General features: G+C 65.8%; 29 protein-coding genes and 3 tRNA genes. 11 read left to right on the top strand and 21 right to left on the bottom strand.

Annotated features, from left to right (window positions below; genetic code table 11):
• From EV647_RS42525 to EV647_RS13670, 3 genes are all read right to left on the bottom strand, one after another.
• Complete coding sequence (locus EV647_RS42525) at positions 1-1,080, bottom strand: hypothetical protein (protein WP_202876160.1); 1,080 nt, start codon at positions 1,078-1,080, stop codon at positions 1-3.
• A 96-nt stretch (positions 1,081-1,176) separates the two neighbouring features.
• Positions 1,177-1,527, bottom strand: a complete 351-nt coding sequence (locus EV647_RS13675; RefSeq protein WP_202876159.1) for a metallopeptidase family protein — start codon at positions 1,525-1,527, stop codon at positions 1,177-1,179.
• A 17-nt stretch (positions 1,528-1,544) separates the two neighbouring features.
• A complete protein-coding gene (locus tag EV647_RS13670; protein ID WP_202876158.1) occupies positions 1,545-1,742 on the bottom strand; it encodes a LuxR C-terminal-related transcriptional regulator in 198 nt (65 codons plus the stop codon).
• A gap of 282 nt (positions 1,743-2,024) precedes the next feature.
• Between EV647_RS13670 and EV647_RS13665 the strand changes: the two genes are divergently transcribed.
• The 3 genes from EV647_RS13665 to EV647_RS13655 all read left to right on the top strand — a co-directional run bounded on the left by EV647_RS13665 (position 2,025) and on the right by EV647_RS13655 (position 2,352).
• Positions 2,025-2,097 (top strand) — tRNA-Glu (locus EV647_RS13665).
• Positions 2,098-2,156: 59 nt separating this feature from the next.
• Positions 2,157-2,233 (top strand) — tRNA-Asp (locus EV647_RS13660).
• 46 nt (positions 2,234-2,279) lie between these two features.
• Positions 2,280-2,352, top strand: a tRNA-Phe gene (locus EV647_RS13655).
• 74 nt (positions 2,353-2,426) lie between these two features.
• Here the strand turns inward: EV647_RS13655 and EV647_RS13650 are convergent.
• The 11 genes from EV647_RS13650 to EV647_RS13600 all read right to left on the bottom strand — a co-directional run bounded on the left by EV647_RS13650 (position 2,427) and on the right by EV647_RS13600 (position 11,613).
• Positions 2,427-3,638, bottom strand: coding sequence for a site-specific integrase (locus tag EV647_RS13650; protein WP_134002702.1), 1,212 nt, complete (start codon positions 3,636-3,638; stop codon positions 2,427-2,429).
• Positions 3,635-3,877, bottom strand: coding sequence for a helix-turn-helix domain-containing protein (locus tag EV647_RS13645; RefSeq protein WP_202876157.1), 243 nt, complete (start codon positions 3,875-3,877; stop codon positions 3,635-3,637). Before EV647_RS13645 ends, EV647_RS13650 begins: the two co-directional genes overlap by 4 nt.
• Complete coding sequence (locus tag EV647_RS13640) at positions 3,874-5,199, bottom strand: DUF3631 domain-containing protein (RefSeq protein ID WP_202876156.1); 1,326 nt, start codon at positions 5,197-5,199, stop codon at positions 3,874-3,876. The genes EV647_RS13645 and EV647_RS13640 overlap by 4 nt, the downstream gene beginning before the upstream one ends.
• Complete coding sequence (locus EV647_RS13635) at positions 5,196-6,068, bottom strand: bifunctional DNA primase/polymerase (protein WP_134002701.1); 873 nt, start codon at positions 6,066-6,068, stop codon at positions 5,196-5,198. The genes EV647_RS13640 and EV647_RS13635 overlap by 4 nt, the downstream gene beginning before the upstream one ends.
• 23 nt (positions 6,069-6,091) lie before the next feature.
• Positions 6,092-6,514: an RRQRL motif-containing zinc-binding protein gene (locus tag EV647_RS13630; RefSeq protein WP_134002699.1), complete on the bottom strand. Its 423-nt coding sequence runs from the start codon at positions 6,512-6,514 to the stop codon at positions 6,092-6,094.
• On the bottom strand, positions 6,511-7,473 hold the full coding sequence (locus EV647_RS13625; protein WP_238177272.1) for a DNA cytosine methyltransferase: 963 nt from the start codon (positions 7,471-7,473) through the stop codon (positions 6,511-6,513). Before EV647_RS13625 ends, EV647_RS13630 begins: the two co-directional genes overlap by 4 nt.
• Before the next feature lie 38 nt (positions 7,474-7,511).
• Positions 7,512-7,871 (bottom strand): hypothetical protein, encoded by a 360-nt coding sequence (locus EV647_RS13620; RefSeq protein WP_134002695.1) that lies wholly within the window; start codon positions 7,869-7,871, stop codon positions 7,512-7,514.
• A gap of 200 nt (positions 7,872-8,071) precedes the next feature.
• Positions 8,072-10,279, bottom strand: coding sequence for a cell division protein FtsK (locus EV647_RS13615; RefSeq protein WP_134002693.1), 2,208 nt, complete (start codon positions 10,277-10,279; stop codon positions 8,072-8,074).
• Position 10,280: 1 nt separating this feature from the next.
• Positions 10,281-11,147: an ABC transporter permease gene (locus EV647_RS13610; RefSeq protein ID WP_134002691.1), complete on the bottom strand. Its 867-nt coding sequence runs from the start codon at positions 11,145-11,147 to the stop codon at positions 10,281-10,283.
• A complete protein-coding gene (locus tag EV647_RS13605) occupies positions 11,144-11,368 on the bottom strand; it encodes a hypothetical protein (RefSeq protein ID WP_134002689.1) in 225 nt (74 codons plus the stop codon). Before EV647_RS13605 ends, EV647_RS13610 begins: the two co-directional genes overlap by 4 nt.
• Positions 11,365-11,613 (bottom strand): DUF6284 family protein, encoded by a 249-nt coding sequence (locus EV647_RS13600; RefSeq protein WP_134002687.1) that lies wholly within the window; start codon positions 11,611-11,613, stop codon positions 11,365-11,367. The genes EV647_RS13605 and EV647_RS13600 overlap by 4 nt, the downstream gene beginning before the upstream one ends.
• 200 nt (positions 11,614-11,813) lie before the next feature.
• On the opposite strand from EV647_RS13600, the gene EV647_RS13595 reads away from it, so the two are divergent.
• The 3 genes from EV647_RS13595 to EV647_RS13585 all read left to right on the top strand — a co-directional run bounded on the left by EV647_RS13595 (position 11,814) and on the right by EV647_RS13585 (position 14,374).
• A complete protein-coding gene (locus tag EV647_RS13595) occupies positions 11,814-12,668 on the top strand; it encodes a GntR family transcriptional regulator (RefSeq protein ID WP_134002685.1) in 855 nt (284 codons plus the stop codon).
• Entirely contained in the window at positions 12,665-13,339 is a 675-nt protein-coding gene (locus tag EV647_RS13590; protein ID WP_166680314.1) for an HAD family hydrolase, read from the top strand. The genes EV647_RS13595 and EV647_RS13590 overlap by 4 nt, the downstream gene beginning before the upstream one ends.
• Positions 13,340-13,429: 90 nt before the next feature.
• Positions 13,430-14,374: a protein NO VEIN domain-containing protein gene (locus tag EV647_RS13585; protein WP_134002681.1), complete on the top strand. Its 945-nt coding sequence runs from the start codon at positions 13,430-13,432 to the stop codon at positions 14,372-14,374.
• A gap of 152 nt (positions 14,375-14,526) precedes the next feature.
• Here the strand turns inward: EV647_RS13585 and EV647_RS13580 are convergent, their stop codons facing one another.
• From EV647_RS13580 to EV647_RS13570, 3 genes are read right to left on the bottom strand one after another with little or no spacing between them, the layout of a single operon-like run.
• Positions 14,527-14,907, bottom strand: a complete 381-nt coding sequence (locus EV647_RS13580; protein WP_166680313.1) for a type II toxin-antitoxin system PemK/MazF family toxin — start codon at positions 14,905-14,907, stop codon at positions 14,527-14,529.
• Positions 14,908-14,927: 20 nt separating this feature from the next.
• Positions 14,928-15,185 carry a hypothetical protein gene (locus tag EV647_RS13575; protein ID WP_134002677.1) on the bottom strand — a complete coding sequence of 86 codons (258 nt, stop codon included), beginning with the start codon at positions 15,183-15,185 and terminating at the stop codon, positions 14,928-14,930.
• Positions 15,163-15,918, bottom strand: coding sequence for a hypothetical protein (locus tag EV647_RS13570; RefSeq protein ID WP_134002675.1), 756 nt, complete (start codon positions 15,916-15,918; stop codon positions 15,163-15,165). The genes EV647_RS13575 and EV647_RS13570 overlap by 23 nt, the downstream gene beginning before the upstream one ends.
• 886 nt (positions 15,919-16,804) lie before the next feature.
• Here EV647_RS13570 and EV647_RS13565 point away from each other — a divergent pair.
• Positions 16,805-17,629, top strand: coding sequence for a hypothetical protein (locus EV647_RS13565; RefSeq protein WP_134002673.1), 825 nt, complete (start codon positions 16,805-16,807; stop codon positions 17,627-17,629).
• A 123-nt stretch (positions 17,630-17,752) separates the two neighbouring features.
• Here EV647_RS13565 and EV647_RS13560 read toward each other — a convergent pair whose 3' ends face one another.
• Complete coding sequence (locus EV647_RS13560) at positions 17,753-18,418, bottom strand: hypothetical protein (RefSeq protein WP_134002671.1); 666 nt, start codon at positions 18,416-18,418, stop codon at positions 17,753-17,755.
• Between the two features lie 833 nt (positions 18,419-19,251).
• Here EV647_RS13560 and EV647_RS13555 point away from each other — a divergent pair.
• The 3 genes from EV647_RS13555 to EV647_RS13545 all read left to right on the top strand — a co-directional run bounded on the left by EV647_RS13555 (position 19,252) and on the right by EV647_RS13545 (position 21,809).
• Positions 19,252-19,983: an NYN domain-containing protein gene (locus EV647_RS13555; RefSeq protein ID WP_134002669.1), complete on the top strand. Its 732-nt coding sequence runs from the start codon at positions 19,252-19,254 to the stop codon at positions 19,981-19,983.
• Positions 19,984-20,313: 330 nt separating this feature from the next.
• Entirely contained in the window at positions 20,314-21,294 is a 981-nt protein-coding gene (locus tag EV647_RS13550) for a VOC family protein (protein WP_134002667.1), read from the top strand.
• Positions 21,295-21,461: 167 nt separating this feature from the next.
• Positions 21,462-21,809 (top strand): hypothetical protein, encoded by a 348-nt coding sequence (locus tag EV647_RS13545; RefSeq protein WP_134002665.1) that lies wholly within the window; start codon positions 21,462-21,464, stop codon positions 21,807-21,809.
• A 42-nt stretch (positions 21,810-21,851) separates the two neighbouring features.
• Here EV647_RS13545 and EV647_RS13540 read toward each other — a convergent pair whose 3' ends face one another.
• Positions 21,852-22,469, bottom strand: a complete 618-nt coding sequence (locus EV647_RS13540) for a hypothetical protein (protein WP_134002663.1) — start codon at positions 22,467-22,469, stop codon at positions 21,852-21,854.
• 583 nt (positions 22,470-23,052) lie between these two features.
• On the opposite strand from EV647_RS13540, the gene EV647_RS13535 reads away from it, so the two are divergent.
• A complete protein-coding gene (locus EV647_RS13535) occupies positions 23,053-23,454 on the top strand; it encodes a hypothetical protein (protein WP_134002661.1) in 402 nt (133 codons plus the stop codon).
• Between the two features lie 272 nt (positions 23,455-23,726).
• Here EV647_RS13535 and EV647_RS13530 read toward each other — a convergent pair whose 3' ends face one another.
• Positions 23,727-24,383: a response regulator transcription factor gene (locus tag EV647_RS13530; protein ID WP_134002659.1), complete on the bottom strand. Its 657-nt coding sequence runs from the start codon at positions 24,381-24,383 to the stop codon at positions 23,727-23,729.
• Entirely contained in the window at positions 24,380-25,528 is a 1,149-nt protein-coding gene (locus EV647_RS13525; RefSeq protein WP_134002657.1) for a sensor histidine kinase, read from the bottom strand. Before EV647_RS13525 ends, EV647_RS13530 begins: the two co-directional genes overlap by 4 nt.
• Between the last annotated feature and the right edge of the window lie 45 nt (positions 25,529-25,573).

The following is a 25,573-nucleotide window of genomic DNA, read 5'->3' as shown; positions in this document are numbered from 1 at the left end:
TCAGATCGAGCGGGCGATGGAGGCGAGCATGCGGTCGCCGTCCTTGAACACCGACTTCTGCGCGTCCTTCCGGGCCGCGACGCACAGCGTGACCGTCACGTTGTGGATCGACTCGACGCCGGTCATCGTCGTACACCTGGAGACGAGTGAGAACACGGCACCGTTCGGTGCGGCATAGCGGCCCGAGTAGGTCATCTCGGCCTGGGCGCCGATGTTCGAGTTCGCCGGGCTGACCGTCCGTACCGGCCCCTGCTTGGCGGCCTTCAGATGGTCGGCCTTGATCAGCGCCTGCGCAACTGCGACTACCGCGGTCCGTGGGGAGATGCCGGCTGGGCTGACCACGACCATGGCGGCACCGGCCTTGGTCGTGGCGCCGAGCGTGACGGAGTACGTCGTGGAGCGGCTCTTACGCCAGCCCGCGGCGGGGGCGACGTACACGTCGTCGTACACGGCGATGCCCTTGTCGACGTCCTTCAGCGTCCGGCGCCGCTCGGCCGGCGTGGGCTTCGGGGTGTACGACGGGGTCGGCGTGGTCGACGGGGTGGTCGACGGGGGCTCGCTGGACGGGCTTGCCGTTGGGGTCTCCACCGCGTCCGTGTAGGTGGCCGTCGGGACCGGGGCACCGGCATCCGGGGTGTCGTCGCCGCGGGTCGTCAGGAGGACTACGGCACCAGCGACAAGCGCGACGACCACACCGACAGCGCCGACCAGCAGCCAGGGGCCTTTCGGACGCTTGGTCGCCGGCTGGTGGCTGCCCGAGTACAGGCCCTGCGGCGGCTGACCGCCGTACTGGGGTGGCTGACCGCCGTACTGGGGCGGCTGACTGCCGTAAGGCGGTGGCTGGGTGCCGTACTGCGGTGCCTGGTTGCCGTACTGGGGCGGGCCGGAGTGCAGCGGCGGTTGCCCGGGCTGCGGTGGTTGGCCCTGGTGCGGCGGTTGGCCGTACCGCGGTAGTGGAGCAGTGTGTTGCGGCGGTGCGTCGTACGGCTGAGACGGCGTACCGCCCTGAGGCGGCGGGGCGCCGTACGGCCCGGTCGGGCGGTGGTCGGGGTTCCAGGCGGGCGGTTGCTGATCGCTCACGGCGAGAGCCTCACTAGATCGTTCAAAAGGTTGGGCGATCCGGTCCCCGAAACCGGCCGCCAGAGGCTACCTCACACAGCCGCGATCGGCCTAGGGTCAGCCGTAGCCGAGTTCGTGCAGCCGGGCGTCGTCGATGCCGAAGTGGTGCGCGATCTCGTGCACGACCGTGATGTTCACCTCATCGACGACATCGTCGACGTTCTCGCAGATCGCGAGCGTGGGATTGCGGTAGATCGTGATCCGGTCCGGCAGTACGCCGCCGTAGTCGTGCCCGCGCTCGGTCAGCGGGATGCCCTCGTAGATCCCGAGCAGTTCCGGATCGCTCGCCGGCGGCTCGTCCTCGACGAACACCGCCACGTTGTCGATCAGCCCCGCCAGCTCCTCCGGCACCTCATCCAGCGCCTGCGCCACGAGCCCCTCGAAGTCGCCCCGACTCATCTCGATCACCCCGCCAGCGTAGTGACTCAGAGCCAGCCCTGACGGGATGCCTGGACGCCGAGCTGGAACCTGGTCTGGGCACCCAGCGCCTCCTGGAGCCGGCCGATCCGGCGAGCGATGGTGCGCTCACTGACGCCGAACTCGCGGGCGATCGACTCGTCCGTGAGGCCCGCGCTGAGGTACGTCAACAGCCGCTTCGCCTCCAGGCTCGGACCGGCCGTCACGTCGTTCAGCTCGGTCCCGCCGGTGATCGCAGGGCTTAGTCCTCCCGGCGCGGAGCTTCTACGACCTGTTCGCTGCCCGATACCCGCAGCTGATCGCCCCTGACGCGACCACCTGACGTCGCGCGATCAGCTGTCCGGGCCGGTCACGCCCACCCGGCCCGGGGCGCCGTACGCCGAGCTCCTCCGCGGCGTACGGCGCCCCTCGAGAACTCGTTTTGGAGCCTGACACCAAGTCCTCTATGCTTACGGCTGTCCCTGGAGCTTCGGCTCCCGCGGGTCCGAGTCCCCATCGTCTAGTGGCCTAGGACGCTGCCCTTTCAAGGCGGTAACGCGGGTTCGAATCCCGTTGGGGATACGGTCGAAAGACCGGTGCAAGAAGTACCTCGAAGATGCTGTAAGATCATCGAGTCATTTGGCCCAGTGGCGCAGTTGGTTAGCGTGCCGCCCTGTCACGGCGGAGGTCGCGGGTTCGAGTCCCGTCTGGGTCGCCAGGAGAAGGCGGCGGTGTCCACAACACCGCCGCCGAACTTTCTCCCCGGTCAGGTAGCTCAGCTGGTAGAGCGTCCGCCTGAAAAGCGGAAGGTCGGCGGTTCGAGACCGCCCCTGACCACCCTTCTCACCTGCGGTTCCTCGATCTGAGAACCGCCGATCCTCCCGCTAGTCCAGCAACAGGTCCAGCAACGTCTACCCAGCGACCGCCTCCGCGAGCTGGTCGAGCGCTTTCCGCTGGTCCTCCAGCGATGCGTGAGCGTAGATCGCCATGGTGACCTGCACGTCCGCGTGCCCCACGATCGCCTGAACGATGTGCGGCGGCACCTTCAGCCGGAGGAGCAGGGTCACGCACGAGTGCCGCAGGTCGTGGAAGCGCATCTCACCCATGCCGGCCGACTCCCGCAGCGGGTACCAGACCCGGCGCAGGTTGTCCGGCTCGATCGCCGTACCGATCTCGGTCGTGAAGATGTAGCCGGTGTCCACCCACTTCTCCCCGGCCGCCAGCCTCTCCTTGGCCTGCAACGCCTTGTGCGTTCTCAGTGCGTCCAGGCAGAGGTCAATCAGCGGCACCGTCCGGCGCGACTTCTTCGTCTTCGGAGTCACGGCTCGCAGCGCCCCATCAACGCGTTGCAAGGTACGGCGGATCGTCACCGTCTTCTCCACCCAGTCGATGTCTTCCCACGTCAGCCCGAGCAGCTCGCCGCGTCGCAGCCCCATGAACAGCGCAAGGACGAACAACGCATATAGCCGCGTCGGTTTCGCCTCCTTCAGCAACAGCCGCGCCTGTTCCTCGGTCGCGCCCCGATTCGTGTCGTACTGCGCACCTTCCACCTGAACCAGCTTGGCAACGTTCCGTTGCAAAACCTCCTCCCTAACCGCGGCCTGCAAGGCGTTCCGCAGTACGGCGTGAACCTGCTCCACGAGCCGATCCGACGGGAATCGCTCGCAGCACTGTCCGATCGCGCAGCACTTCGCCTTGTCGCCCCGGCGCTCGTCGTATCCGTGCTTGCAGCACAGGCACGTGTTCCGAACGCGCTTCATGAGTAGCCGAACGTCGGCACCGGTCAGCTTGTGCAGCTTCTTCCGACCGAGGTGCGGAATGAGATGCACCCTCGCTACCACGTCGTACCCCTGATGCGTCTTCGGCTTCCTCGACGGTTTCACGATGTGCTCCAACCAGTACGTGAGATACGCGTCGACGTGCCAGTTCGTCGCCTCAGCCGGAATCCCCTTATCCGACTTCGATTGCAGATCACGCAGCTTGCGAACAACGGCGTCCTTCGTCTTGCTCGATACCTCCTTCCGCCGATAGGTGCCGTCAGCCATGAGCAAGTACGCCGATCCAACCCACAGTCCCCTGCTGCTGCGGTAGTAGATCGACCCTTCACCGTTGGACGCCTTCATGCTGCGGTTTCCTCCTCCAGGAGTTGAATTGCTTCTTCCAGAGCCGAGACCCGCACCAACCGGCGAGCGCCGATCTTCACGGTCTTCAGCTTCCGAGTGCGGATCAGGTCGTAGAGAGTCGAGCGGTGAATGCCCAGCCGGGCGGCAGCGTCGTCCGTGGTGATCAACAGCCGTTCGGCGTCAGCAATCTGAACCGTCGTCATGTCGCGTGTGGCTCCGTTCTGTTCGGCCGTGTTCATGCGGTCTCTCGGGTGCCGTGCTCGTCGTCGGAGAGGTCGGGAACAGCTCTGGGTCCCCAAGCCGTCCCAGCCGTCCCAGCCGTAACTTCCCTGGTCAGGTCCGGGACGGCTTGTTTGGTTGGGACGGCTTGAGCCGTCCCAGGGCTGGAAGCCGTCCCCGGCGTGACCTGCGCGGGGACGCCTGGGACGGCTGGGACGGCTTCCCCCTCGGCGGTCGTTTTGGGTTCTGGGCAGTAGCGGTTCCACGCGTCGGTGAAGTCGCTGCGGGTGTAGCCCTTGGCCTGTCCGGTGGTGAACCGGATGTTGCTGGAACGGATCTCGAAGTCGCGCAGTAGGTTGCCGAGCTTCATCGGGGTCAGCCCGTTCGGCCCGTGGGTTGCCCATGGCGCTTCCGGGTCGCCCTTGAGCCGGTCCAAGAGTTCGGCGGTCGGCAGCGCGTCTGCGTCCTGGAAGGCGATCCGGCAGTCAGCCAGCAATCGAGTGTGGAGCGATCCCTCATCGCCCGCGTCGCGGTCACTGGTGAGTGCTACAGCGGCCTTCCTGGCGGCCCGTGGCCACTGCCCGCCCGCCAGGTCGGCAACGGCAATCATCGGCTCCCAGGTGTCCGCCGCTCGGTCTTCGAGCGGCATCTCCGGGGCGGCGTCGGTCAGCTCGTCCAGGTGCGCAGTCAGCCAGCGGTTCAGGCTGTGCCGCAACACGTCCAGCTCGGGACCGTCACGGCGTACCCGGTAGGGCTGTACGGACTCGCCCGGCGCGCGTCGGCGCATGCGGATGACGGCGGCGCGGTCCTCGATCGTGTCAGGCATGGCACCGATGCCCGCGAGTGCTGCCATGGCGAACGTCGGGTGCTTCTCCACCGCGTCCCGACCGGCGTTGTAGCGGATCGTCGTCCGGCCGCGTTGGTGTCCGGCGTTCAGCAGTCCGCGCAGATCCTCGTCGCCGTTGGCCTTGGCGCCAAAGATCGCGTCGGCCTCATCGATCAGCAAGGTCGGCGGATCGCTCGGCTTCATGCTGATCGATCGGTAGACCGCAGACGGTGACGCGTTCGTCGTCATCAGCGGCCGGTGACACAGTCCCTCGACCATGTCCAACAGTCGCGACTTGCCGCACCGCTTCTCGGGTGCCCGGATCACGAGCCGGGGCGCGCAGTTCCACGCCGGTACGGCGTGGCTTGCGCCGATCCACAACACGACGGCGATCAGCGCGGAGTTGCTGGGCAGGATGACGTACCGGCTGATTGTCGCGGCCACGTCGTCCAGCAGCTCGGCACCGTCGATCTGCTCGGGAGCGGTCTCGTTCAGCGCGGTGTCTGGGGTGGTCATGCGGCGATCCCTTCGTCACGGAAGCCACCAGCGATAGCGGCTCGGATGTCGCGGGCGGTTTGCTCTGCTTGCTGCCCCACAGCGGTGAGTACGGCGATTGCGTCGGCGTGGGCGATCGCACCGGCCGCGACCATTCGCGCAACGCCTCTCGCAGCCCCGTAGAGCGTCGTTCGGCGCTTCCCCTCGGGTGCGTTCCGGACGGCGGCCAGGTGCGCGTCTAGCAGCCGTTCCGGGTGGGAGATGCCCCCCGCTTCGGTGGTACGGATCGGCCCGGCCGGGTGGGTGATGGAAATGGCCGGCGCACTGGGCAGGCAGGCGACGACGAGCGCGGGGGGCATCTCGACCGGTTCGCCCGGTCCCTCGCCCCATGTGTACGGCTGGCCAGTGCGATGGTGGATCGACGGTGGCAGTACGACGTACCCGCCGTCAGCCTTCACATCGATCCCGGCCCGGTTCGGCATCGGCCGTGACCCGACCCCCCGGCCGGGGTGGCGGTAGTACAGGTGAACTCCCCCGGAGCCGGTGCGAACCCACAGCGTGCGCGGCACCAGCTGGCGCGCCACCAGCTCCGCCAGGCTCACGCCACCGCCGTGCGCGGGGTCCACGTCGACCACGACCAGCCGGGACACGGCACCGGTCCGGACGGCGAGCTGTCCGCCCGGGACCGCGGCCACGATCGCAGCGACGCGGTCGGGGTCGGTGGTGGCGGCGTAGAACCCGTGGCAGGTCAGGTGCCCGCAGGTCGCCGGGTCGTGGGCGTCGCGGGGGCAGTCGTCGCAGTTGGCAACCGGCCGCTTCGAGCGACCGAGCATGAACACCGGCCAGCCACACTCGGCAGCTTCCAACGCGGCAGTCAGCAGGTCGTTCATCGATGGTTCCTCCTTGAGGTGGGCTAGGCAGCGGTCGGGTAGTGGGCGGTGTCGATGCAGTCGTTGCACCGGCCGTCTGAGGTCGGGATGCAGTAGTCGGTGACGGCTTTGCAGAGCTGGCAGGTACGCCGCGCCTGCATCGCCTTGTCCAGCGCGTTCAGTTGCGCTGGCGACGGCACACGCGAGGGCCGGGCGAGGTCGAGCCGGTACAGCCACGCCCACCGCTTCCCGTTGCGCCACACGAGCAGCGCGTACGGCTCCTGACCGCCCGGCGACATGCGCATCGCCCGAAGCTGGCGGCGTGTGGCCAACCCGGCCGGTGCCCACCGGAACCGGAACACCGGGGTTCCGTGGTGGTCCCAGCCGAGAGCCTGTTGGCCGTTCCACAGCTCGATCCACCGCGACGCGGCCGGGTGCAACGTCGCACGATCCAACGCCGTGCTCATGCCTTCACCCCCGCGCCGGCGTTCGTCTGATGAACAGCGGAAACGCGGCGGGCGACCCATTCGAACACCGGCACGGCTACCGAGTTGCCGAGCTGCGCGTACCGGTCGCGGTCGGACTGCGGGACACCGTGGGAAGTGGCGGTCCAACCGTCCGGGAACCCCTGTAGCCGCTCGGATTCCAGCGGGGTCAACCGGCGCGGCCCTGTGTTCGGCTGGACCACGTAGGTGACCATCGACGGGTCCTGCTTGTCGTTTCCGCCGTGGCTGACCAGCGAGTGCGCGTAGGCCGGTGCCCAGGTCGTCAGGCCGCTTCGGTCGGCTGTGTTGTCACTGTCGCTGCGACTGTCTCTAGCGCCGTACGGAGCGCCGGCGGAAGGTTGCGGCGTCGCCTCGCTGTGCGGGTGAGGATGCCCCGGCAGACGGTCGGGTTCAAGGAGTACGCGGACAGGTGCGGTCCGGTCTCCAGAATGTCCGACAAGGACGAGTCGGCGGCGTCGCTGCGGTACTCCGAAACCGCGACCGTCCAGCACCCGCCAGGCACTGTCCATCCCGAGCTCGGCCAGGTCCGCGAGCACGGTGCCGAAGTCGCGGCCGTCGTTGACGGACAGAAGGCCAGGGACGTTCTCCCCGACGAACCAACGGGGACGAAGCTCACCCAGCAGTCTCGCGACGTGCACCCACAGACCCGAGCGTGGATCTGCCAGGCCGCCACGACGGCCGCGAGATGAGTTGCCCTGGCAGGGCCACCCGGCAGCCAGGACGGTTCGGTCGGGAACAACTCCAACTGATCTGAGGTCATCAGCACTCACCTCCGTGAGGTCTTCGAACAGATGCGTTTCGGGGAACCGGTCGGTCAACACGCCCCGCGCCCGCGGATCGAGTTCGACAGCGGCAGTCGTGGGGATGCCGGCGCGGTGAAACCCGAGGTCGATGCCGCCGATGCCCGCGCACAGCGACACGAGCTGTAGGCCAGCCGTCGTCGGCACAGTCGGGCCGATCACGAGCGCTTGCCCTTGCTGGTCGAGTTCTCGCCCGCGCCGCGGACGGCGCGCAGGTGGTTGATGACGTGCCGGCCGAGCCGGACCCGCAGCCCGGACCCCTGGCACTTCCCGCAGTGCCTGTAGGCGCATCCGAACGGGGACTTGAACTTGCCGACGCCCTTGCAGCGGCGGCACTTGCCGAACGGCCACACCACGCAGGTGAACAGGTAGAACGCGACGGCGACGGTCACGATCAGTAGGACCGTCGCGACCAGGCCGGCGGTGTGGAGTGTGGCGGCGAGGGTGGCGACAAGTCCGGAACTGTCGCTACTGTGAGTAGCGGCGATGGGGATAGCGGTAGCGGCGCGGGACAGCATGGTGAGCCTCCAACGGGCTGTTTTTGGGCGTGAGGAGCCGTGGCCGCTACTCGCTACGCGTGAGCGAACGGCCTGGTCAGGTTCGGGTTGCGGGGTAGCGGGACGGGTAGCGCAGCCGCTACCAGTAGCGTCGAGGCCGCTACTTCACCCGTCCCGCACCCTCAGTTGAGTTGGTTACGCTCTGTAGATCAATCGGGAGGTCAGCCGGTCTTGTCGCGGCGGGCCATGGCGGCGCGCAGGTCATCGGCGCTGACGCCCTTGCGGACCACGCCGTCGCGCTTGACGTTCACCGACTGGACACCGAGTGCGCGGGCCTGCGCGGAGATCGCGTCCGGGGTGGTGCCCTCGTACTGCTCGGGCATCTGGTTGCCCAGGCGTCCGGCGAGTGTGTCCCAGTGCGCCTTGCCGTCCGGCCCCATCACGGCCAGCAGGTCGGCCAGCACGTCCCGGGAGGCGCGCTCCAGCTCCTCCCCGGCCGCCTCGCCGGTCAGGGTGCCGAGCTGTTCGCGGCGCTTGCGGGCGGCGGTCAGGATCTTGTCCGCGTCGGCCGCGTCAGCCAGGAACGACCGCACCGTGGGCGTGTTGTCGGTGACCCCGTACAGGTACCCGACGCCCCGGTACTCGTCGCCGACCGGCAGCGCGGAGGCGTCGAACCCTTCGGCGTACGCGTCGCCACCGAGCACGGCCTCCGACACGAGCCGGTTGCCGCACTTGAGCGCGAACCGCACCGAGTGGTTGTCGCGGTACCGGTTGAACAGGCGGCCCACGTCGCCCGCACCGACACCGGACGGCTTCTGCGAGCTGGACTCGATCACGACACCGGCCGACGGGCCGACCGCCTGAATCCGGGACAGCTTGGCCGCGATCTCCTTGTTCACGGCCTGGTCCTCGGTCTCGAAGTAGACCTGGAACTCCTCCATCACCATCACCAACACCCGCAGGTCCGGGTAGCGCGGGTCCCGTGCGAGTTCCCTGGTCAGCTTGCCGTCCGGGCACATCGTCACGGGCAGCTTGGTCAGGATGCTGTTGACGCGGTCGATGTGGGCCAGGACTTCGTCCAGGATCGCTTGCAGGTTCTCGATCGGGTTGTTGTCGTTCGGGTTCGGGTGCGTCCCGAACACGGTCCGGTGCGCGACCTTCTTGAACGCCAGCCAGTCCGGAGAGTTCTTGCCGTCAGCAACGATGAGCTTCACGTACGGGTCCGCCGCCGCATGCAAAGCGACCAGCCGGGCGAAGAACGTCTTGCCCTTACGGGGCTGCGCGCCGACCAGCAGCGAGTTCCACATCAGCGACAGCGTGACCAGCGCGTCCCGCTCGTCCTTGCCCAGCTTCACCGGGTCCCAGATCGACCGCGGCTTGCAGTCCAGCAGATCCGAACGGCCCACCGCGACCGCCAGCGGGTCCCGGTCCGCAACAAACAGCGTGTGCCGCCGCGAGCTGGTCTTGTCCGGGGTCAGGAACACCTGATTGGTGTGCACATCCAGCCCAGACGCGATCTTCTCCCGCGCACCGGCCACATCGGACCAGCCCTTGCCGTACGGGAGATCCACGACCACCTGAGATCCGGTATTACGTGCATCCCGCGACATGGCCGAACCGAACCGCACCTCCTGGTCGGCCCGGTCAGGCTTGCCCAGACCGGCCGCGTAGTAGGCGCGCAGCACGATGTCGGAGTTGAGCTTGCGGAACCGCGGCGCGACCACCGCCGTACCCACCAAGGTCTGACCTGCCGGCCGGCCGTAGTGCGCCAGACCCGCGACCGCAGCCGCACCCACCGCCACCAGACCAGCAGCGGGAGCCGCGTTCCACAGCACCGGGACACCGATCGCCAAACCCAGGTTCTGCAACGCCAGCACACCGCCGCGCCACATGCGGGTGGCCTTGAGCTGGCGGTGGATCTTCTCCCACTCCTTCAGCTCGCCCGCGTCGGCCGCCTTCTGCTCCAACTGCACCGAGTTCGGGACCCACCACCAGCGCAGCTGCTTGCCGATCAGCCGCGACAGGCCACGACCGGCGAACCAGGCGAACTTCGTTGCATACCAAGGGGATCGGACCGCGTGGAACGCCGTCACGTGCCCGGCCCGGCCGCCAGCGCGGCGCATCGTCGCGGGCAGCGCCTTCGGCCGCAGATGCACCGGCACGATCGGCAGCCGCTCCCCCAACTGCACCGACACCGGCAGCGACGGCGAATCCACCGGCACCAGCACCTTCCCCGTCGCCGGGTCATCGTCGGTGTCGCCGTCCAGCGCGATCTCGTAGGCGGTGTCCATCGACTCCACCTCACCCGCCGACAGCGGCACCAAAGCGCCGGCCGATTCCTCCGGGACTCGCGGGCTGTCGTCGCGGCGGGCGCGGCGCGCGTCCAGGTCGATCGGGTCGGCAAGGTTCTCAGCGTGGTTCTCAGACATGTCAGTGGCTCCCGTTCTCGCGGGTGTGGATCAGGTGGGCGAGCGCGGCGCCCATGCCGAGTACGGCTACAGGCAGGCAGGCAACGACGGTGGTGATCTGCCACGGCGCACGGGTGATGCCGGCGGCCTCCAGCAGGTGGTAGGCGACCTGCCCCAGCGCACCGAGAGCAAGCGAGGTCAGGGTGGAGATCATGGCGAACCTCCGAGCCGTGGCCGGGACCCGACCGGACAGCCACACCCGCAGCGCGAACGCGGCGTAGGTCTCCAGACCGATCGGGAGCGTGATCGCAGAGTTGATGGTGAACTCGTCCGCGATACCTGGCAGCGGGTGCACGACACCGAACCCGGTCAGCTCACCGAGCCCGACCCACCCGGACCAGACCGCGACGAACGCGGGCAGCGCCAGCAGCAGCACCGGCCACGACCGAACCGGGCGCATCTCGTTCCCGGACTCGGCACCGGTGGTCGGCTCGTCGGCCGGGGAGATGCCCCCGCGCCGGGTCAGCCGCGGGAACCGGCTCAGCCAGCCTTTACGGCGGGCCGGAACCGGGGCTGTGGGCGGCGTGACCTGCAGAAACTCCTCCGCAGCGTCCTCGGAGGGCGTGTCGGTGGTGTCAGACTCGGTGGTGGTCTCGTCCGGGTCCGGCACCGAGTGGAGCCGGGTCTCGGGGTGGTCCTCGGCGTGGTCGGCGGTGCGCTCCTCGATCAGGGCAGCGTGGACGGCCTTGGCCTTGTCCTTGCCAACGCGCAGGTGCTTCATCAGCCGGTTCTGCGACGGGACCTCGCCCAGCTCAGCGGCGAGGCTGCGTCCGGCCGGGATCAGGTCCTCGACCGGGACCGGGTACGACGTGCGAAGCGGAGTACTCATCGCGCCTGACCTCCCGTCAGGTGGCGAGCGACCCAGCCGCCCGCGTCGGGCAGGGAGTCGGTGGTGTGCAAGACGTGGTCACCGAGCCAGACGATCCACGCCGTGCCCAGCGCCGTACGGGGCGAGACGACCTGCACCAGGTCGTAGCCCGCCACCTTCCACCAGCCCAGATCGACCTGCATGAGATCCGGCAGGGGCATCTCGACAACCTGCGCGGTCATGCCACGCCCTCCGTCTCCGGGGCACGGTCGGCCAGCTCCCGGCCCGCCTCCAGCACCCGGCGCTCTGCGCGCCGAATCCGGCGCGTCTCCAGCTCCGACGCGTGCGGCCCGGCGTTGATGCACGCGATCTGTGCGTCCAACAGGTCCAGCTCGGCCGCGATCAGCGGCCACTCCGCCTCGATACCGGCCAGATCCGCAGCGGTCGGCTCCTCGCTGCTGACGGCCGACAGGTGGATGATGCTCATGGGTTGTGCTCCTCTTCAGATGACTAGTACGACCCAGGCGTCTCGGCGGGTGCCACCGCCGGGACGCCACCACCTGGCCAGTCGGCCTAGCCTGCCTAGCCAGGTTTGGTTAGACAGAAAGCTACATAGGCTGGCTAGTCAGGTCAAGCATCTGGACGAGATTGCCCTAGCCTGCCTAGTCAGCTAGTAGGCTTGCGGGCATGGAGCAGCAGCTAGATCCGTCTGACCCGCGACCGCCGTTCAAGCAGGTCGCCAACGCTCTACGCGCGGCGATCCTCACGAAGAAGGTGAAGGCGGGCGAAAAGCTCCCGTCGCAGAACGAGCTGGCGACGCAGTACGGCGTTGCTCGGATGACGATCCAGCAGGCACTACGGATCTTGCGCGACGAGGGCTTGATCGTCTCCCGCGTCGGAAGCGGCGTGTACGTACGCGAGCAGGCAGACCAGGCCGTCGGTCTGCGTCCGCACATTGAAAAGGCGTTCGAGCAGGACACCGTACGTATCGACTTCGCAGGTCTGACCGGCGAAACGCTCCTCGGCGCCCTAGAGGAGCCGATCGACCGCATCAGGCGAGGTCGCCTCACTCCGCAGTCGATCAACATCCGCATGCTTCTGCCGGACCTCAACCAGCCGATCGCTGTGCCGTCACGCGCTGGCAGCGATCCCGGGGACGACCCGAGCGTCCGGGCACGCGTGGCGGGGATTGCTCACCGGTCCGCGGGCGAGATCACCCAATCGATCCGTGAACTCGGAGAGCTGGGACTCGTCCCCAAGACCGAGGTGGAAACACGCGTGGTCGCAGGACTTCCGATGATGTTCAAGCTCTACGCACTGAACGATGAAGAGATCTTCTTCGGGTTCTACCCGGTCGTGGAGCGAGAAGTCGAGGTAGAAGGACAGACCGCCTCGATATTCGATGCCGTAGGCAAAGACACCGTCCTGTTTCACCACTCAACGAGCGACAACGACCAGGCAACAGGGTCGCAGTACGTCGATCAGGCACGGCGTTGGTTCGACAGTCTCTGGGGCACCCTAGGGCAGGCGCGCGACCTGTGACCACTGACCTACAACAGCTGTTCAGCTCTGCAGAAGCCGTTCTGTTCGACTTCGACGGACCAATCTGTTCTGTGTTCGACGGCTACCCCGCACCGGAGATAACTCAGGAGCTTCGCCATCTCGCCAGTAAGGTTCGCCACGACCTCCAGAACGCGCTCGAAAAACCGACCAGCCCACACGAACTGTTGCTGGTAGCCGCGAGCGATCCGCAACTATCCGCCCTGCTCGAACGCGCACTCCAGTCTGCCGAGATGAGAGCTGTCAGGACTGCCCTTCCGACCCCCGGAGCTGCTGAAAGCTTGGCGGCTTGCCGCGAGCGCGGAAAGCGGGTTGCGATCGTCAGCAACAACTACGCGGAGGCGGTGACCAGCTACCTCATGCACGCCGGACTCGCGGATCTGGTGGCGCACGTCGAGGGACGTAACGCGAGCGATCCGACCCTGATGAAGCCAAGTCCGCACCTCATCGAGCGCGCTGCTGAAGCGCTCGAGGTCCGCGCCACGTCCTGTGTGTTCATCGGTGATCAGACGAGTGACATGGAGGCAGGCCGGGCCGCGGGCTGCCGGACCGTCGGGTATGCGAACAAGCCGGGAAAGGTCGATGCTCTAGCTATCGCCGGCGCTGACATCGTGGCGGAGACGATGACCCAGGTAGCAGCAGCCATTCAATGACAGCCCCGGGGCTGCCCTTGCGTTCAGGCTCATTCAGACACGGTTACACCCGAGGTCGACGTCCGCTAGGTGGTACGAGATGCTGCGCACATGAAGCTCGTTGATGACGATGGAAGGCACATCGACGCAAGGCTCACAGTCGAGCAGACAGCCCGTGGGGATGTCGAAGTAGTGCTCGACAGCGCCGGCGGAACGGGTGGGTCGCGGCAATCGAGAAACCGTGAATACCCGCTGGCCCTCGAAACGCTACTACGACGGTTTTCCTTGGCTGATGCAAGCCTTCTAGATGTCCTGGTCGAGTCGCGCACAGCTCAATCGCTGCCACCGGAAGACAGACGCGTACACCCCGTTCCATGGACGTACCCTGTCCGTCTGAACGACGTTGCAGACTACCCGCGGCTCCGGCTGGCGCTCACTCGTCCACAGGGAAACATTGCGTCCACGGCGCGCGCAGGCGGCGGCAACGAACGAAAACGGATCCGCCTGACTTTCGCGGTTCCAAATGGCAGGGATCTCGACCAGATCAAGGCTCTTCTACAGGTCACGAACCTGCCCTCCCCCACATCTGAGGGACTTGCGCCCGAAGTCGCCGATGCGCACCTCGCCGCCGACATAGGTGCAGGAAGGCCGCCACGCGGACAGGGCTTCAGGCAGGACGTCAAGGCGCGACTGGCGATCGAGGCTCACGCGGTCTCGGTCACGACAACCTTCCTGAGAAAGCTCGGCTACAGCGTGGACAACGTTGGCGCAACCCAGCCCTTCGACCTCGACGCCCGGAAGGACCGCGATCGGCTACAGGTCGAGGTCAAAGGAACGACTTCATCCGGCTCGCAGGTCATCCTCACGCGGGGCGAGGTCGCACTTCACAAAGCTGCCTACCCCAACAATGCGCTCGCCATCGTCCACTCGATCGAACTCGACATCTCGGCAGGCGAACCTACGACAGTGGGCGGCGTGCTCGTATGGCGCAGTCCTTGGCTGGTGGAAGAACATGCTCTGAGCCCAATCGCCTTCGACTACGTCACCGGGCTATGACGACCGCCACCGCTACTCGCCCGTTCGTCGCTGCCCGAATCATGCCAGCCGTTCGGCAGAGGATGCCCTGAGCGCAATATGCTGACTCGGAGCATTCCTCGTATCCGGCCACCGCGTGCAGATGACCGCGCAAGGCTTGCCTGCTCTGAAGGCTACCGCGCCGTCCCGTGAGCCATGAACATGGCTTCTAGCTCAAGCAGGATAAGCGCCATCTCATTCGCAGTCACATGGCCCAGGCTGGGCCTAGGGTCCACGGCGTGGGGGTTCGCTCCCCAGATCCGACGTGCGCGGGCCCAGGATGGCTTGTTGAGCCCACAGGCCTTCCAGTCTAGTTCGACGTCGCCGTTCTTCACCTTCGGCACCCCATCAAATGAGCTGATGGGAACTAGCAGGACGGTGTTGTCTTCTTGAAAACCGAACTTCGACCAGCCAAGCACGATGACAGGGCGACGCTTGCCCTGACTTGGATCATCTGTGTAAGGCACCCTGGCGTAACGAATCTCACCAGCAGTGAGCCTGAGCGGTGTGGCCACCAGCAGAAGGTTCGTATTGCCTAGTCGTCCCAGCGCTCGTCGATGTCCTTTTGGATGTCATCCATGAACTCGTCATCATCCTTCGGAATCTGATCGAGGTCGAGCTCCACGGACGGCGCATCGCCACGCCGGTAGCGGTCGCGGAGTGCGGCGATCGAGAGGATCACTCCATTTGCCTCGGGCAGGGGTCGCTCACGCAATGGTGACCGCACGGCTACCCATTCCTCGGTAGTCGCCGCATCGATGCGGGTGTCCTCACTGAGCTTCAGCGAACTCATCTCTGCCCCCTTCATTGGTAAACCTCGGATACAACGCTTCCACAAACTTCTCAGCTGCGGTGTCGGCCCTACGAACCGCGGCTAACACGGCGCCGGCGTCTCCTACTGCCCCACCAAGCCGCCGACGCAAGTCAACATCTACCAACAACGCTACCTCTGGCAAATCTTCCTCGTTCGCTCGTCCGGCGGGTCTTGACGACGCTCCGGATGTACGACTCATCTCTGTGAGCTTCATACGTTTTGCCAGCTCAGGACGTTCCACAACGCCCCACTCGACCTGGCCAGTGCACTCGGTTGACTCGATATCCATGAGTGCCGAACCGTCAATCGGCCGGTATCCGTGCGACTCTGCCGTGATTCCAGACATCCGAACAGCAAACTTGGCTCTGGCCTCGTTGTAGCTCTGACCCTCCAGCGAGTGCGTCCACAACGACGTGCAGAAGGTCTCGGTCATGTCCTTCGGTTGGAGGATCTCGATGACACCTTCGATAGCTGGCTCAAGCAGGTCGATAGAAGGTTCTGTCGCAGCCGAAGTTATGATCATGCTGTCGCGGTCAACCCGCAGCCTCAGACCGGGCGAAACTATGGCTATCCCAATCTGTTTCGGATCTTCCACAAAGGCCACCGGCTGGAGATGCTCGTCGAACCACTCCAGCAGGCCCAACCGGCGGCGCGTGAACGTCAAGATCGGCGTCCATTCGAACATGTATGCTGACGTCCACTTCTGCCGCATGCCCGGAGGGTAGCGTGACTCGGGGCTACCTGTCAGTGGTCTGCCTCTCTCCGCTCATAACGCTTCGTATCGATCCGTAAACGTGCCGCGACACCGCGCGAAGCGCTCACCGCGCCCCTTTAGCATACGTCGCCGTACTTGTGAGCGCGACACGCCGACTGTTGGCATCAAAGCGAGCCGCTCGTCCGCCCCCAGTCGGACCGCAAGCACAGCCTGGTTCGAACCTGGCACTCCCGACCGGGATGCTTCCGCCCGGCGGCGAATCATGGACCGCTAGCGACGCAAGCTAGGACCGCAAGGTGGACCGCAACAGCTACCACCGCCCATCGCCACGATCCGACCAGGAAGCACGCTAGGAAAACGGTCTCGTGGGCTGTCACGGGCACCGCTGACTGAAAACGGAAGGTCGGCGGTTCGAGACCGCCCCTGACCACCCCTCTCACCTGCGGTTTCTCCATCGGAGAACCGCCGATCCTCCGCAAGTCCAGCAACCCGCCCGTCGACCAGCTCCGCGGACGATCAGTGTGTCGGTCGACTCACGCCTCCCCCATAATCCTTAGATGACCGAGGAACCGCGGCGGGGTACGCTCCTGAGCCAGGCTCAGCAACAGATCATCAACCGCCTGCAGGCCGTCGGCGTTAGGCACCCGTGTGCTCGCTGTGGGCATGTCGGTTTCACGTCATCGGCGGAATGCATCAGGTAGGCATCCAGGGGAGAGTGGGTGACCTCGAGCTAGGCGGCGAGATGGTCCCGGTCGCTATTACGGCGCCCATGACGTTCCAGCGGCCGGCGCAGCCACGGCATCCGCATGATCACCACAACCAGTCGGGCGGCGGCCACGGCCTCCGTGCTTTGCAGGGGGAAACTTGCGACAGGGGATGACCTGTGACCGAGGATGAGGAGTTGCGCAAGAAGATTCTGGCACGACTAGAGAAGGCCGGTTATCCGCTTGAGATGAGAGTCGCGGCCAAGATTCGAGAGCACGGCCCATTCAACGTGAGCCAGTCGCAAAATTACGTTGACCCGGTCACCAACAAAATCCGGGAAACAGACGTCCTTGCGAGCTGGGTCATCGATATTGAAGGGCACTCCTCAGTATCTGCCACGTATTTCTACCTGGTCGTGGAATGCAAGTCCAAGCCGCAGCCGTGGGTCGCATTCGACGGCGGAATACGGACTCCCCCCGAAGAGCCAGAGGACAACCTGCTGATGACGCCGCACCTATATGGCGGCGACGGCACGAACCAACTCCTGCTCCAGAGCCTCATTAATTTCGAGGATACGCATACGGCCAGCACTATCTTCTCGCCAATAGAAAAGGGCATGAGTACCGCCATTGTTGAAATTTCCTTGCGAGAAACCTCAAACTCAAACGAAACCAACAAGGCTTGGGCTGCGGTTCAATCGGCAACCGCCGCCGCTCATGGCCTACTCGAAGGAAGCAAGAAATTCCTCCGAGCCGTTTCATCACACGTGGGACATGTCGCGATTATTTACGCTCCTGTCGTTGTGACGTCTGGGAAGTTGTTCCGGTGTTGGCTCAACGAGCAAGGCAATACCGATCTAAAAGAGATCCATCGGACTGAGATTGCTGTCCGCCTGTCCCCTGAGCTGCCTCTATCACGGTGCATTGTCGTATCTGAGGCTGGTTTGGGCTCGCTACTCGCGCAGCTCGACGCGACACAGAATGCACTGCTGATGACTTCCTGAGGATGACGGTCCCACGGATGGTTGAACCCTGCGACTCGACCATCAACGTCTACCCGGTGCCCGCTTCCGCAAGCTGTTCGAGCCTGCCGTGGTCCTCACGCGACGCGGAGCGTAAAACAACGCCTAACCTTCGACCAGGCGACGAGGCCGAGGGCAGATTGGAATTGTGGGCTGGCGGAAGACCTTGTCGGCGAGCGTGGGGAGCTCCGGTTGACTCCGGCAATACTGCCTATCAGCCACAGCAGAGGCAGGGAATCGCAGGACCGCATGGTCGCCGGGAGAGAACACGACGACATCCGACCCGTCGCTCGCCAGCGTGTAGAGCACAGTCTCGGTGCCACCATTCACCTTTGCAGTTTCTGGTGCGAGCCACATACCAGCAACCAACGCCGTGATAATGGATGCTAGAGCCATCAATACCAGCGGGAGCGCGAACATCGACTCGAAATCGACTATGCTCCGCCGCGTCCAACCGTAGATGAAAGATACGAGTGGGATCACGATCCCGACCACGCCAGTGAGTGGAAGCCCGTCGAGGAATTGCGTGAATACCAGCGGAGCCATGAGCGCCAGTCCGCCACCAATGAGTACCAGACTGCGGAAAACGATCGCCTCACGGCGAGGCTTATCCGCTAGTCGATAGGCTCCGACATAAATACCAATGAGCCCGCCGAAGTACGCCAGGATCGGAAATAGCTGCAAGACGACCGCCTGAAGAACCACGGTCAGCGAAGTATTGATTAGCAGCGCGGCTGACACGTCGGGGTCAAATCGAGCGACAACAAGCACGCGGCCAGCAAATAGGAGAGTTGAGAACAGCGCTCCGAACGCTGTGAGTGAAGTAGCCGTGCGGACGATGCGAGCGACCGAGATCGGGTCACCTTCGGGCGATGCATCTCGGCGGGTAGCGCGCCGTCGCAGGCTCCTCGCTGACGCCTTGTCCATACCAATCTGCCCTCTTCACCGATTCCGCCGAAGCCGTCGAGGTGCAGTCTGCCAGCCACCACCCCGCCGCCCTCATGTCTGTGCGGTGATGTCGTGCCTGCTCCAGCGACGGGTCCAGCAACAGCCAGCGCCACCTACACGCGCGGCCCCTCAACTGGCGGCGTGCAGCATCACCGCTGCAAGCCCGGCCGGGGAGTTCAGTCGAACTGAAAAGCGGAAGGTCGGCGGTTCGAGACCGCCCCTGACCACCACCACCCTCTCCGCTCAACCGGGGAGGGCTTTTCTTTCCCACGCACGCTCCGGCTATCGCCGGCAATGTTGCGAGCTGCCGCTCGCGGCTTGCGCGCTTATCGCGCGCCCCGACGGCCAACGTCGACCACCGCTCACAACGTGACCGTGCCCACGGCGAACTGCCGAACTCGCCTCGCCGCCCAGATGTTTACCGTGCCCGAGTCGGCCCGAGCTGTCGGCCTTGCCAAAGAAGTGGATGGTCAGCCTGAGGACATTGGAGAGCAGGCAGCCGGCCGCTGGCGCCTGTCAGGATCGAGCAGAATTGTGGGGAGCTCTACAGCCACCCGGTGTCGCAACCCACACCTGAGCCAACGCGACCGATCGCACTGTCCACAAGGCCCGACGGGCAATTACTCAATCGGCTCGACGTGGACTAGTTTCTGCGCATGCGTGTCGGCGTGTATGTGGACGGTTACAACTTGTACTACGGGGGTCGTGACTGGTGCGGCCGCAGTCAACCTGGCTGGCGCTGGTTGGACATCCGCCAGATGATCGACGGGATCCTCGTCCGGAAGTCAGGCTGGTCAACCGCGACGATTCATCGCCTCGTCTACTGCACAGCGCGGATCGACGCCCGCACGAACCCCTCGGGTCAATTCGATCAGGACACGTACCTGAAAGCACTGCGTAGCAGTGGATGCGTGGACCATATCGAGTACGGGAAGTACGTTGCACGGACGAAGACCGCGCCGCTGGCAACAAAGGACAGGCAAGGTCGCCCTGTCGTCGTGACTTCTGGCTGGCCCGTCATGGTCCAGGACTCGTCGTCGCACCCTGTGCCTAACGCGCAGTTCCTCGTCAGCGTGTTGAACACAGAGGAGAAGGGCTCAGACGTCAACGTCGCATCGCATCTGCTGATCGACGCTCTCACAAGTGCCGTCGATGCGGCTGTGATCGTGTCGAACGACAGCGATCTCAAGTTCCCTACCCAAGAGGCTCGCAAGCGCGTCCCCGTCGGGGTGATCAACCCGACCAAGAGCTACCTCGCGGGCGACCTCAAGGGGCGCCCGACGGACGGCGTGGGAGGCCACTGGTGGTACCGGCTGGACGCGTCGGACTTCACGAGCTCCCAGTTCCCACTCCAGGTCGGCAACTACGCTTGCCCCGCAGGCTGGTAGGCCGCGGCTTCCCGGCAAGCTTGCCGCAGATAATCTGCCGGGCTAAAGTGGGCGACATCAACCACCCGTCCCCTCGTGGGGCGGGTTTTTCTTGTGCCCACTCGCGCCCCCTGCGACGGCAAGCCGTGCTTGGCAGTGGCGCGACCCCGCGCAGTGCGGGAAGCACCGTCGGACCCGAAAGGCAGAAGGTTGGCGGTTCGAAACCGCCCCTGACGACGCCCTGACCTGCAGTTCGATGTCGCGACGCCGTCGGCCAGTTCGCTGGTCCAGGTCCAGCGCTCCGGAAGGTCGAGTCTTGATCGGGTGGTCCGTCGGGGTCAGACTGCGGAGATGCCTCGAGATCTCGTCGAAGTTGCATGCCGCTGGGTCGACGCGTTGGAGCAGGCGGACGTACCGGCGGCCAACGCGGTCAGCGGTCTCGTCGGATGGGATCCAGGTCCGTGGATCGCCGAGGCGTGGGAGCCAGATGTGGAGGAGCTCGCGGGTTCGGACCGGGCGGTGAGCAGTGCGCGGCAGGTCAACGACCGCATGGTCCGCGTTGTCCTGGTCGGCAACCGGGGGCAGGCGTTCGTGAGTGTGGTGCTCGACGAGGCTGCCAAGGTTGTCGGCACGTCGATCGACGCCGACGAGCACGACGGACGATTCTGGGTTGTCGTGGGCTGCCCCGAGGAGCGCGAGGACGAGTTGCGCGCGTTCTACACGATGCTCACCCATGGACGGATCGGGACAGGCGAGGGCCGGATGCGCCCTCCCCGCTGGCGCGACCCGGCACATCCGACACAGATCCACCTCGATGTGCACGTCGCGGACCTGGAGGCCGCCGAGCAAGCGGTGCTGGAGCACGGGGCGACGAAGCTGGAGGAGTTCCCCGGCTGGCGCGTGTACGCCGACCCGGTGGGCCATCCGTTCTGCCTCTACCCCGGCCTCACCGAACCCACGGACCGATTCGGCACACTCGTCCGCGTGGTGATCGACTGCGCCGATCCACTACCGCTGGCCCGGTTCTGGGGCGGTGTGCTGGATATGCGCCGTACGGTCGAAGACTCACCCGACCGGATCGCGATCGCCAGCGAGGACGACCGGTTGCCGATGATCGCCCTGCAGCGCGTCCCCAACTACCAACCACCGCGCTGGCCCGACCCCGAATACCCGCCACAGATGCACTTCGACATCGGCTTCGACGATCGGGCCGAGAAGGAACGCCTTGCCCTCCGGCTCGGAGGAACCCTGCTACCACCGCAGGGCGGCAGCTGTCCCGTGTACGCCGACCCCGCCGGCCACCCGTTCTGCCTTTGCTACAAGGGCGAATGAGCCGACTTCACATCCCTGCGATGTAGGCTGACCGGCGCTTGCTGCGGTGCAGCACGATCGATCAGGGTTCTGGGGGACAGGAAATGCCGACGTACGAGTGGACCGCAGCGAACGATGGATACAGGTCGCCTCGGAGCCCGTGGCGGAGGGTTCAGATCGTCATCGGCTTGGGTGTGCTGGCGTGCCTGTGCGTCTTCGCCGTGCGCTACATGACAGGTGCGCCAGGAGACGGTACTCCGGTCCTCGATGCGACGAGCTACAAGACCAACGTCGACTGCCAGGTCAACACAGTCGGATCGCAGGGCACGGTAACGATCAACGGCACGATCACAGGCGACGCGTCGAGCTATTCAGTGACCGTTGAGGTCCTGGACGCAGCCTCTCAGCAGAGGATCGGCGGACAGACTTTCGAGGTCCGCGACACGACCACCTTCGGAGGAACTACCCCGGCGCAGGCTCCCATCGGACCGGCCGGCATTGAATGCAAGATCACCAAGGTGGGCGCCGGGCAGTGAGGCCAACCCAGCCTCGCGACCGTACGACCCAGGCGCTCCCGGTCAGGAGCTTCCCTGCCGCAGGCCCAAGCATGCGAGCAGCTCGAAGAACGAATCTTCCACGAACGCCCCTTCGTGTTCGAAGCGTGCAGCCAGCTCTGACGGTGGGCACGGCACCGCCAGACCCGCATCCAGAGCCCACGAACGCGCGCGCTCGGCGGCGGCCAGACCAGTCGGCACCGCAGCGCGCAGCCGAGCGCACTCGGCCTCGAACTCGCGCTCGTAGTCGGCGTTCATCTTCGTGATCGAGGCATCGTCCAACCAATTGCCGTCCGCATCGAACGGCGCCGGCGGAAGCAGTTGGTGGCTGACGACACCCTTGATCTCCAGATAGGTCATCCAGTGACCGGACGGTTCGCTGAACATGTCCAGTCGAGCGCCGTCACTGTCGAAGACCTCGCAGGCGATGACAGGACCCTTCGAAGACACTTCGAGGTCCTGCCAGGTGCTTTCCGTCAGCTGTGCCGATGTTGCCCACACCTGCCATACAGCCCAGGGAGCGGGCAACGAGTCCAGCCATCCGCCAGTGCATCGCTCTACCAGAACGTCTTCCAGTCCGTCGACGAGCTCACGCGGAGAGGCAGTGGACCGGCTGACTACAAAGGTGCCCCAGAAACCCACATCGTCCTCCGCTGCTGGTCCGTCCGGGACAAAATACCGCGCCAACCCTCTAGCCGGGCCCCCGATTGGGAGCTCGACATGCTCCTGCTGTACGCGGGCACGCCAGGCCTCACGCCAGCCGGTGGATGTCGGCCTGGCCGCCCGTAACCGTCCTTCTCACGTGCGGGTTCTGGGAATCGAACAACCGCTTCGCCAGGACCGTCCCCAGTTCGGTGGGTGTGGACAGGACATGCGCAGAGTCTGCTCAGAGTAATCTCGTGACATGCCTGCTCAGTCGATGCGGGGTTCCAGCAGCTGCGAGATGTGTTGCGCCTCTGGCGTCTGCGGGCGGTTGCGTACTCCGGTCTGGGCTTTGACCAGGCGCTGGCGGCGGCCCGTGAGGATCGAGCTGACGAGTTCGTACCGGCTGCGCAGGCCATACCGGGTTGGTCCGATCGCCTGTAAGCGTGGAGCTCACGCATCCGCGTTGGGCGGCTGAGCTGTGACTCGTCGGGCGTTGGTGCTTACGGGTGGGCCTGCGGTGGGGAAGAGTGTGACGGGGCGGGCTCTTGCGGGAGGGCGGCTGCGGTGTGCGTTTGTTGATGTGGATGATGTGCGGCAGTTGGTTGTCGCGGGTGCTGCTGCTCCGTGGGAGGGAGTGGAAGGGCAGGAACAGCAACGGCTTGGCGTAACTAATGCCTGCGGTCTGGCTCGGAATTTCGTGGCCGTGGGCATTGAAGTTGTCGTCGCTGATGTGCTTACGCCGGAGACCTGCGACTTGTACAGGCATGAGCTGCCGGGGTGCCTGATTGTGCACATGACGGTCAGCTTTCCGGAGGCGTTGCGGCGTGCGGCGTCGCGGAAGGTCTGGCTGACTGATGATGAGTTTCGGATGCTTCACGAGGCCGATGCCGCGAATCCTCCGGCCGCCGATCACCGTCTCCAGGTAGACGGACTCGACGTGCAGAGCCAGACCAAGAAGTTGGAGAGGCTCTGGGTGGGCTAGTACTACAGCCGGGCTTTGTGACAGGAGCTCCAGCCCGGGTGCCCAACCTGGCCTGGGGAGGATTTCGTGCCGAATCGGGTACAAAGCCCTCCCCAACCCGGCGCCGCGGCGGCGGCAGTGTGCGACGAGGCGGTTGGGTGGATCGCCGGCACTCACTAACCCGCGGCGCCGGCGCCGAGCGACGGCGCCTCACGCGTGATCCCGGACAGCTGCGATCGGTTGGTGAGTGGCACACGTCCGGCGCCCCGACCTCACGAAGTCCGGCCGTAGTACTAGGGCTTGATGCGGGTGGTTTCGTAGGCCCAGATGGCTATTTCTACGCGGTTTCGGGCGCCTATCTTGGCCATGATGCTGGTCAGGTGGGTCTTTACGGTGCTGAGGCTGATGTGCAGTTCGGTCGCGATCTCGGCGTTGGTGCGGCCGGTGGCTGCGGCGATCAGGACTTGTTCTTCGCGAGTGGTCAGCGGATCGACGGGTTGGACCGGGGTGCGGCCGGTCGGTGGTTCGGAGAACGCGGACAGCAGCCGAGCGGTGATCTTCGGGGCGATCAGTGCGTCGCCGTTGGCGGCGGCGTGGATCGCCTGGACGAGAAGGTCGGGCCCGGCGTCCTTGAGGAGGAATCCGCGCGCTCCGGCCTTCAAAGCGCCGTACACGTACTCGTCGAGATCGAAGGTGGTGATCACCACGATCGGCAGTGGGTCGACGACGCCAGGTCCGGCTAGTTCGCGGGTCACCGCGATCCCGTCGAGCCCGGGCATCCTGATGTCGAGCAGACACACGTCAGGCCGCAGTCGGCGGGCGAACTCCACTGCTTCCAGGCCGTCGGCCGCCTGACCGACCACCTCGATACCGGGCTGGGCGTCGAGGATCATCGCGAGTCCGGTCCGGACGAGATCCTGGTCGTCGGCGACAAGCACCCGGATCGTCATCGGCCGGAAGCCGATCGCTGAAGAGGCAGCACCACGTCAACAGACCAGCCGCGGTCCGGATCAGGACCCGCCGCGAGCGTCCCGCCGAGCAGCGTGGCCCGTTCTGTCATCCCCACCAAGCCATAACCTCCCGGGTTCCTCGAGGTGGCCTCCCCGTCGTCGCGGACAGTCAGCCGGACGGAGTCGTCGTACGACGTCAGCCGGACGTCGATGCGAGTTGCCTGCCGGGCATGCCGTACGGCGTTGGTGATCGACTCCTGCGCGATGCGATAGATCGCTGCGCCGACCGTCGGTCCGAGCTCATCGAGGTCTCCCGACAGCTCGACCTCGACCCGCGGACGCTCTCCGACGCTGCGAGCGAGCCGCTCCAGGTCGGCCACTCCCGGCTGTGGGGCGAGCGCCGCCGTGCCGTCGTCCCGCAGTACGCCGACCATCGCCCGCATCTCGGCCAGGGTCCGCGTACCCTCCGCCTCGATGATGGCGAGCGCGTCGACCGCGGCGTCCGGGCGCGTGGCGGCGACGGCTCGGCCGGCCTGGGCCCGGATGACGATCGCCGAGACATGATGAGCGACTGTGTCGTGCAGTTCCCGGGCCAACAGCTCGCGCTCCCGGAGTCGCACCTGGCCCAGTTCGCGGTTCCGGGCGGTCCACCGATAGCGGAACGCGGCCCCGAGCGTCGCCGGGGACAACAGGAACATGCTGCCGGCGGCGGCCTCGCCGTACCCGGTGAAGTCGCTGGCGATTCCTAGCACCAGCGCCACCAGGACGAACACCAGCCCGATGAGGATCTCGCGGCCGGATGCCCAGCGAACGAGTGAGTACGGCAGCAACACCACGCAGATCATCGAGTACAGGCCGAAGGTCGCGTTCCCGCTGATCAGAGTTACGACGTTGACCACGATCAGGGTGCCGAACACGGCGGCCACCACGGCCAACGGGCGGGTACGACGCCACAGCAGAGCGCACGCGGTTGCGCCGGCCACCACGACCGCGACGGGCCTCCAGACGACGTCCTCACGGAGTACGCCTTCGAGAACGACCGCCGTCAGCAGACCGACGACGAGCACCCAGTCGCGCCACACCCGCCTGGGTGCGTCGGGTGCTCGCGGCTCGGCCAGCAGCGAGCGTACGGCGTTTCTCACCATGACCACAGCGTAGGGACTCCGGCCGCCGATCGGATCGGCTCAAAG

Origin of the sequence: Kribbella sp. VKM Ac-2566, from assembly GCF_004366005.1 — a bacterium.
Lineage (GTDB): Bacteria > Actinomycetota > Actinomycetes > Propionibacteriales > Kribbellaceae > Kribbella > Kribbella pratensis.
Note: the sequence above shows the minus strand (reverse complement) of the source record. Positions and strands in the feature narration are given on the sequence as shown.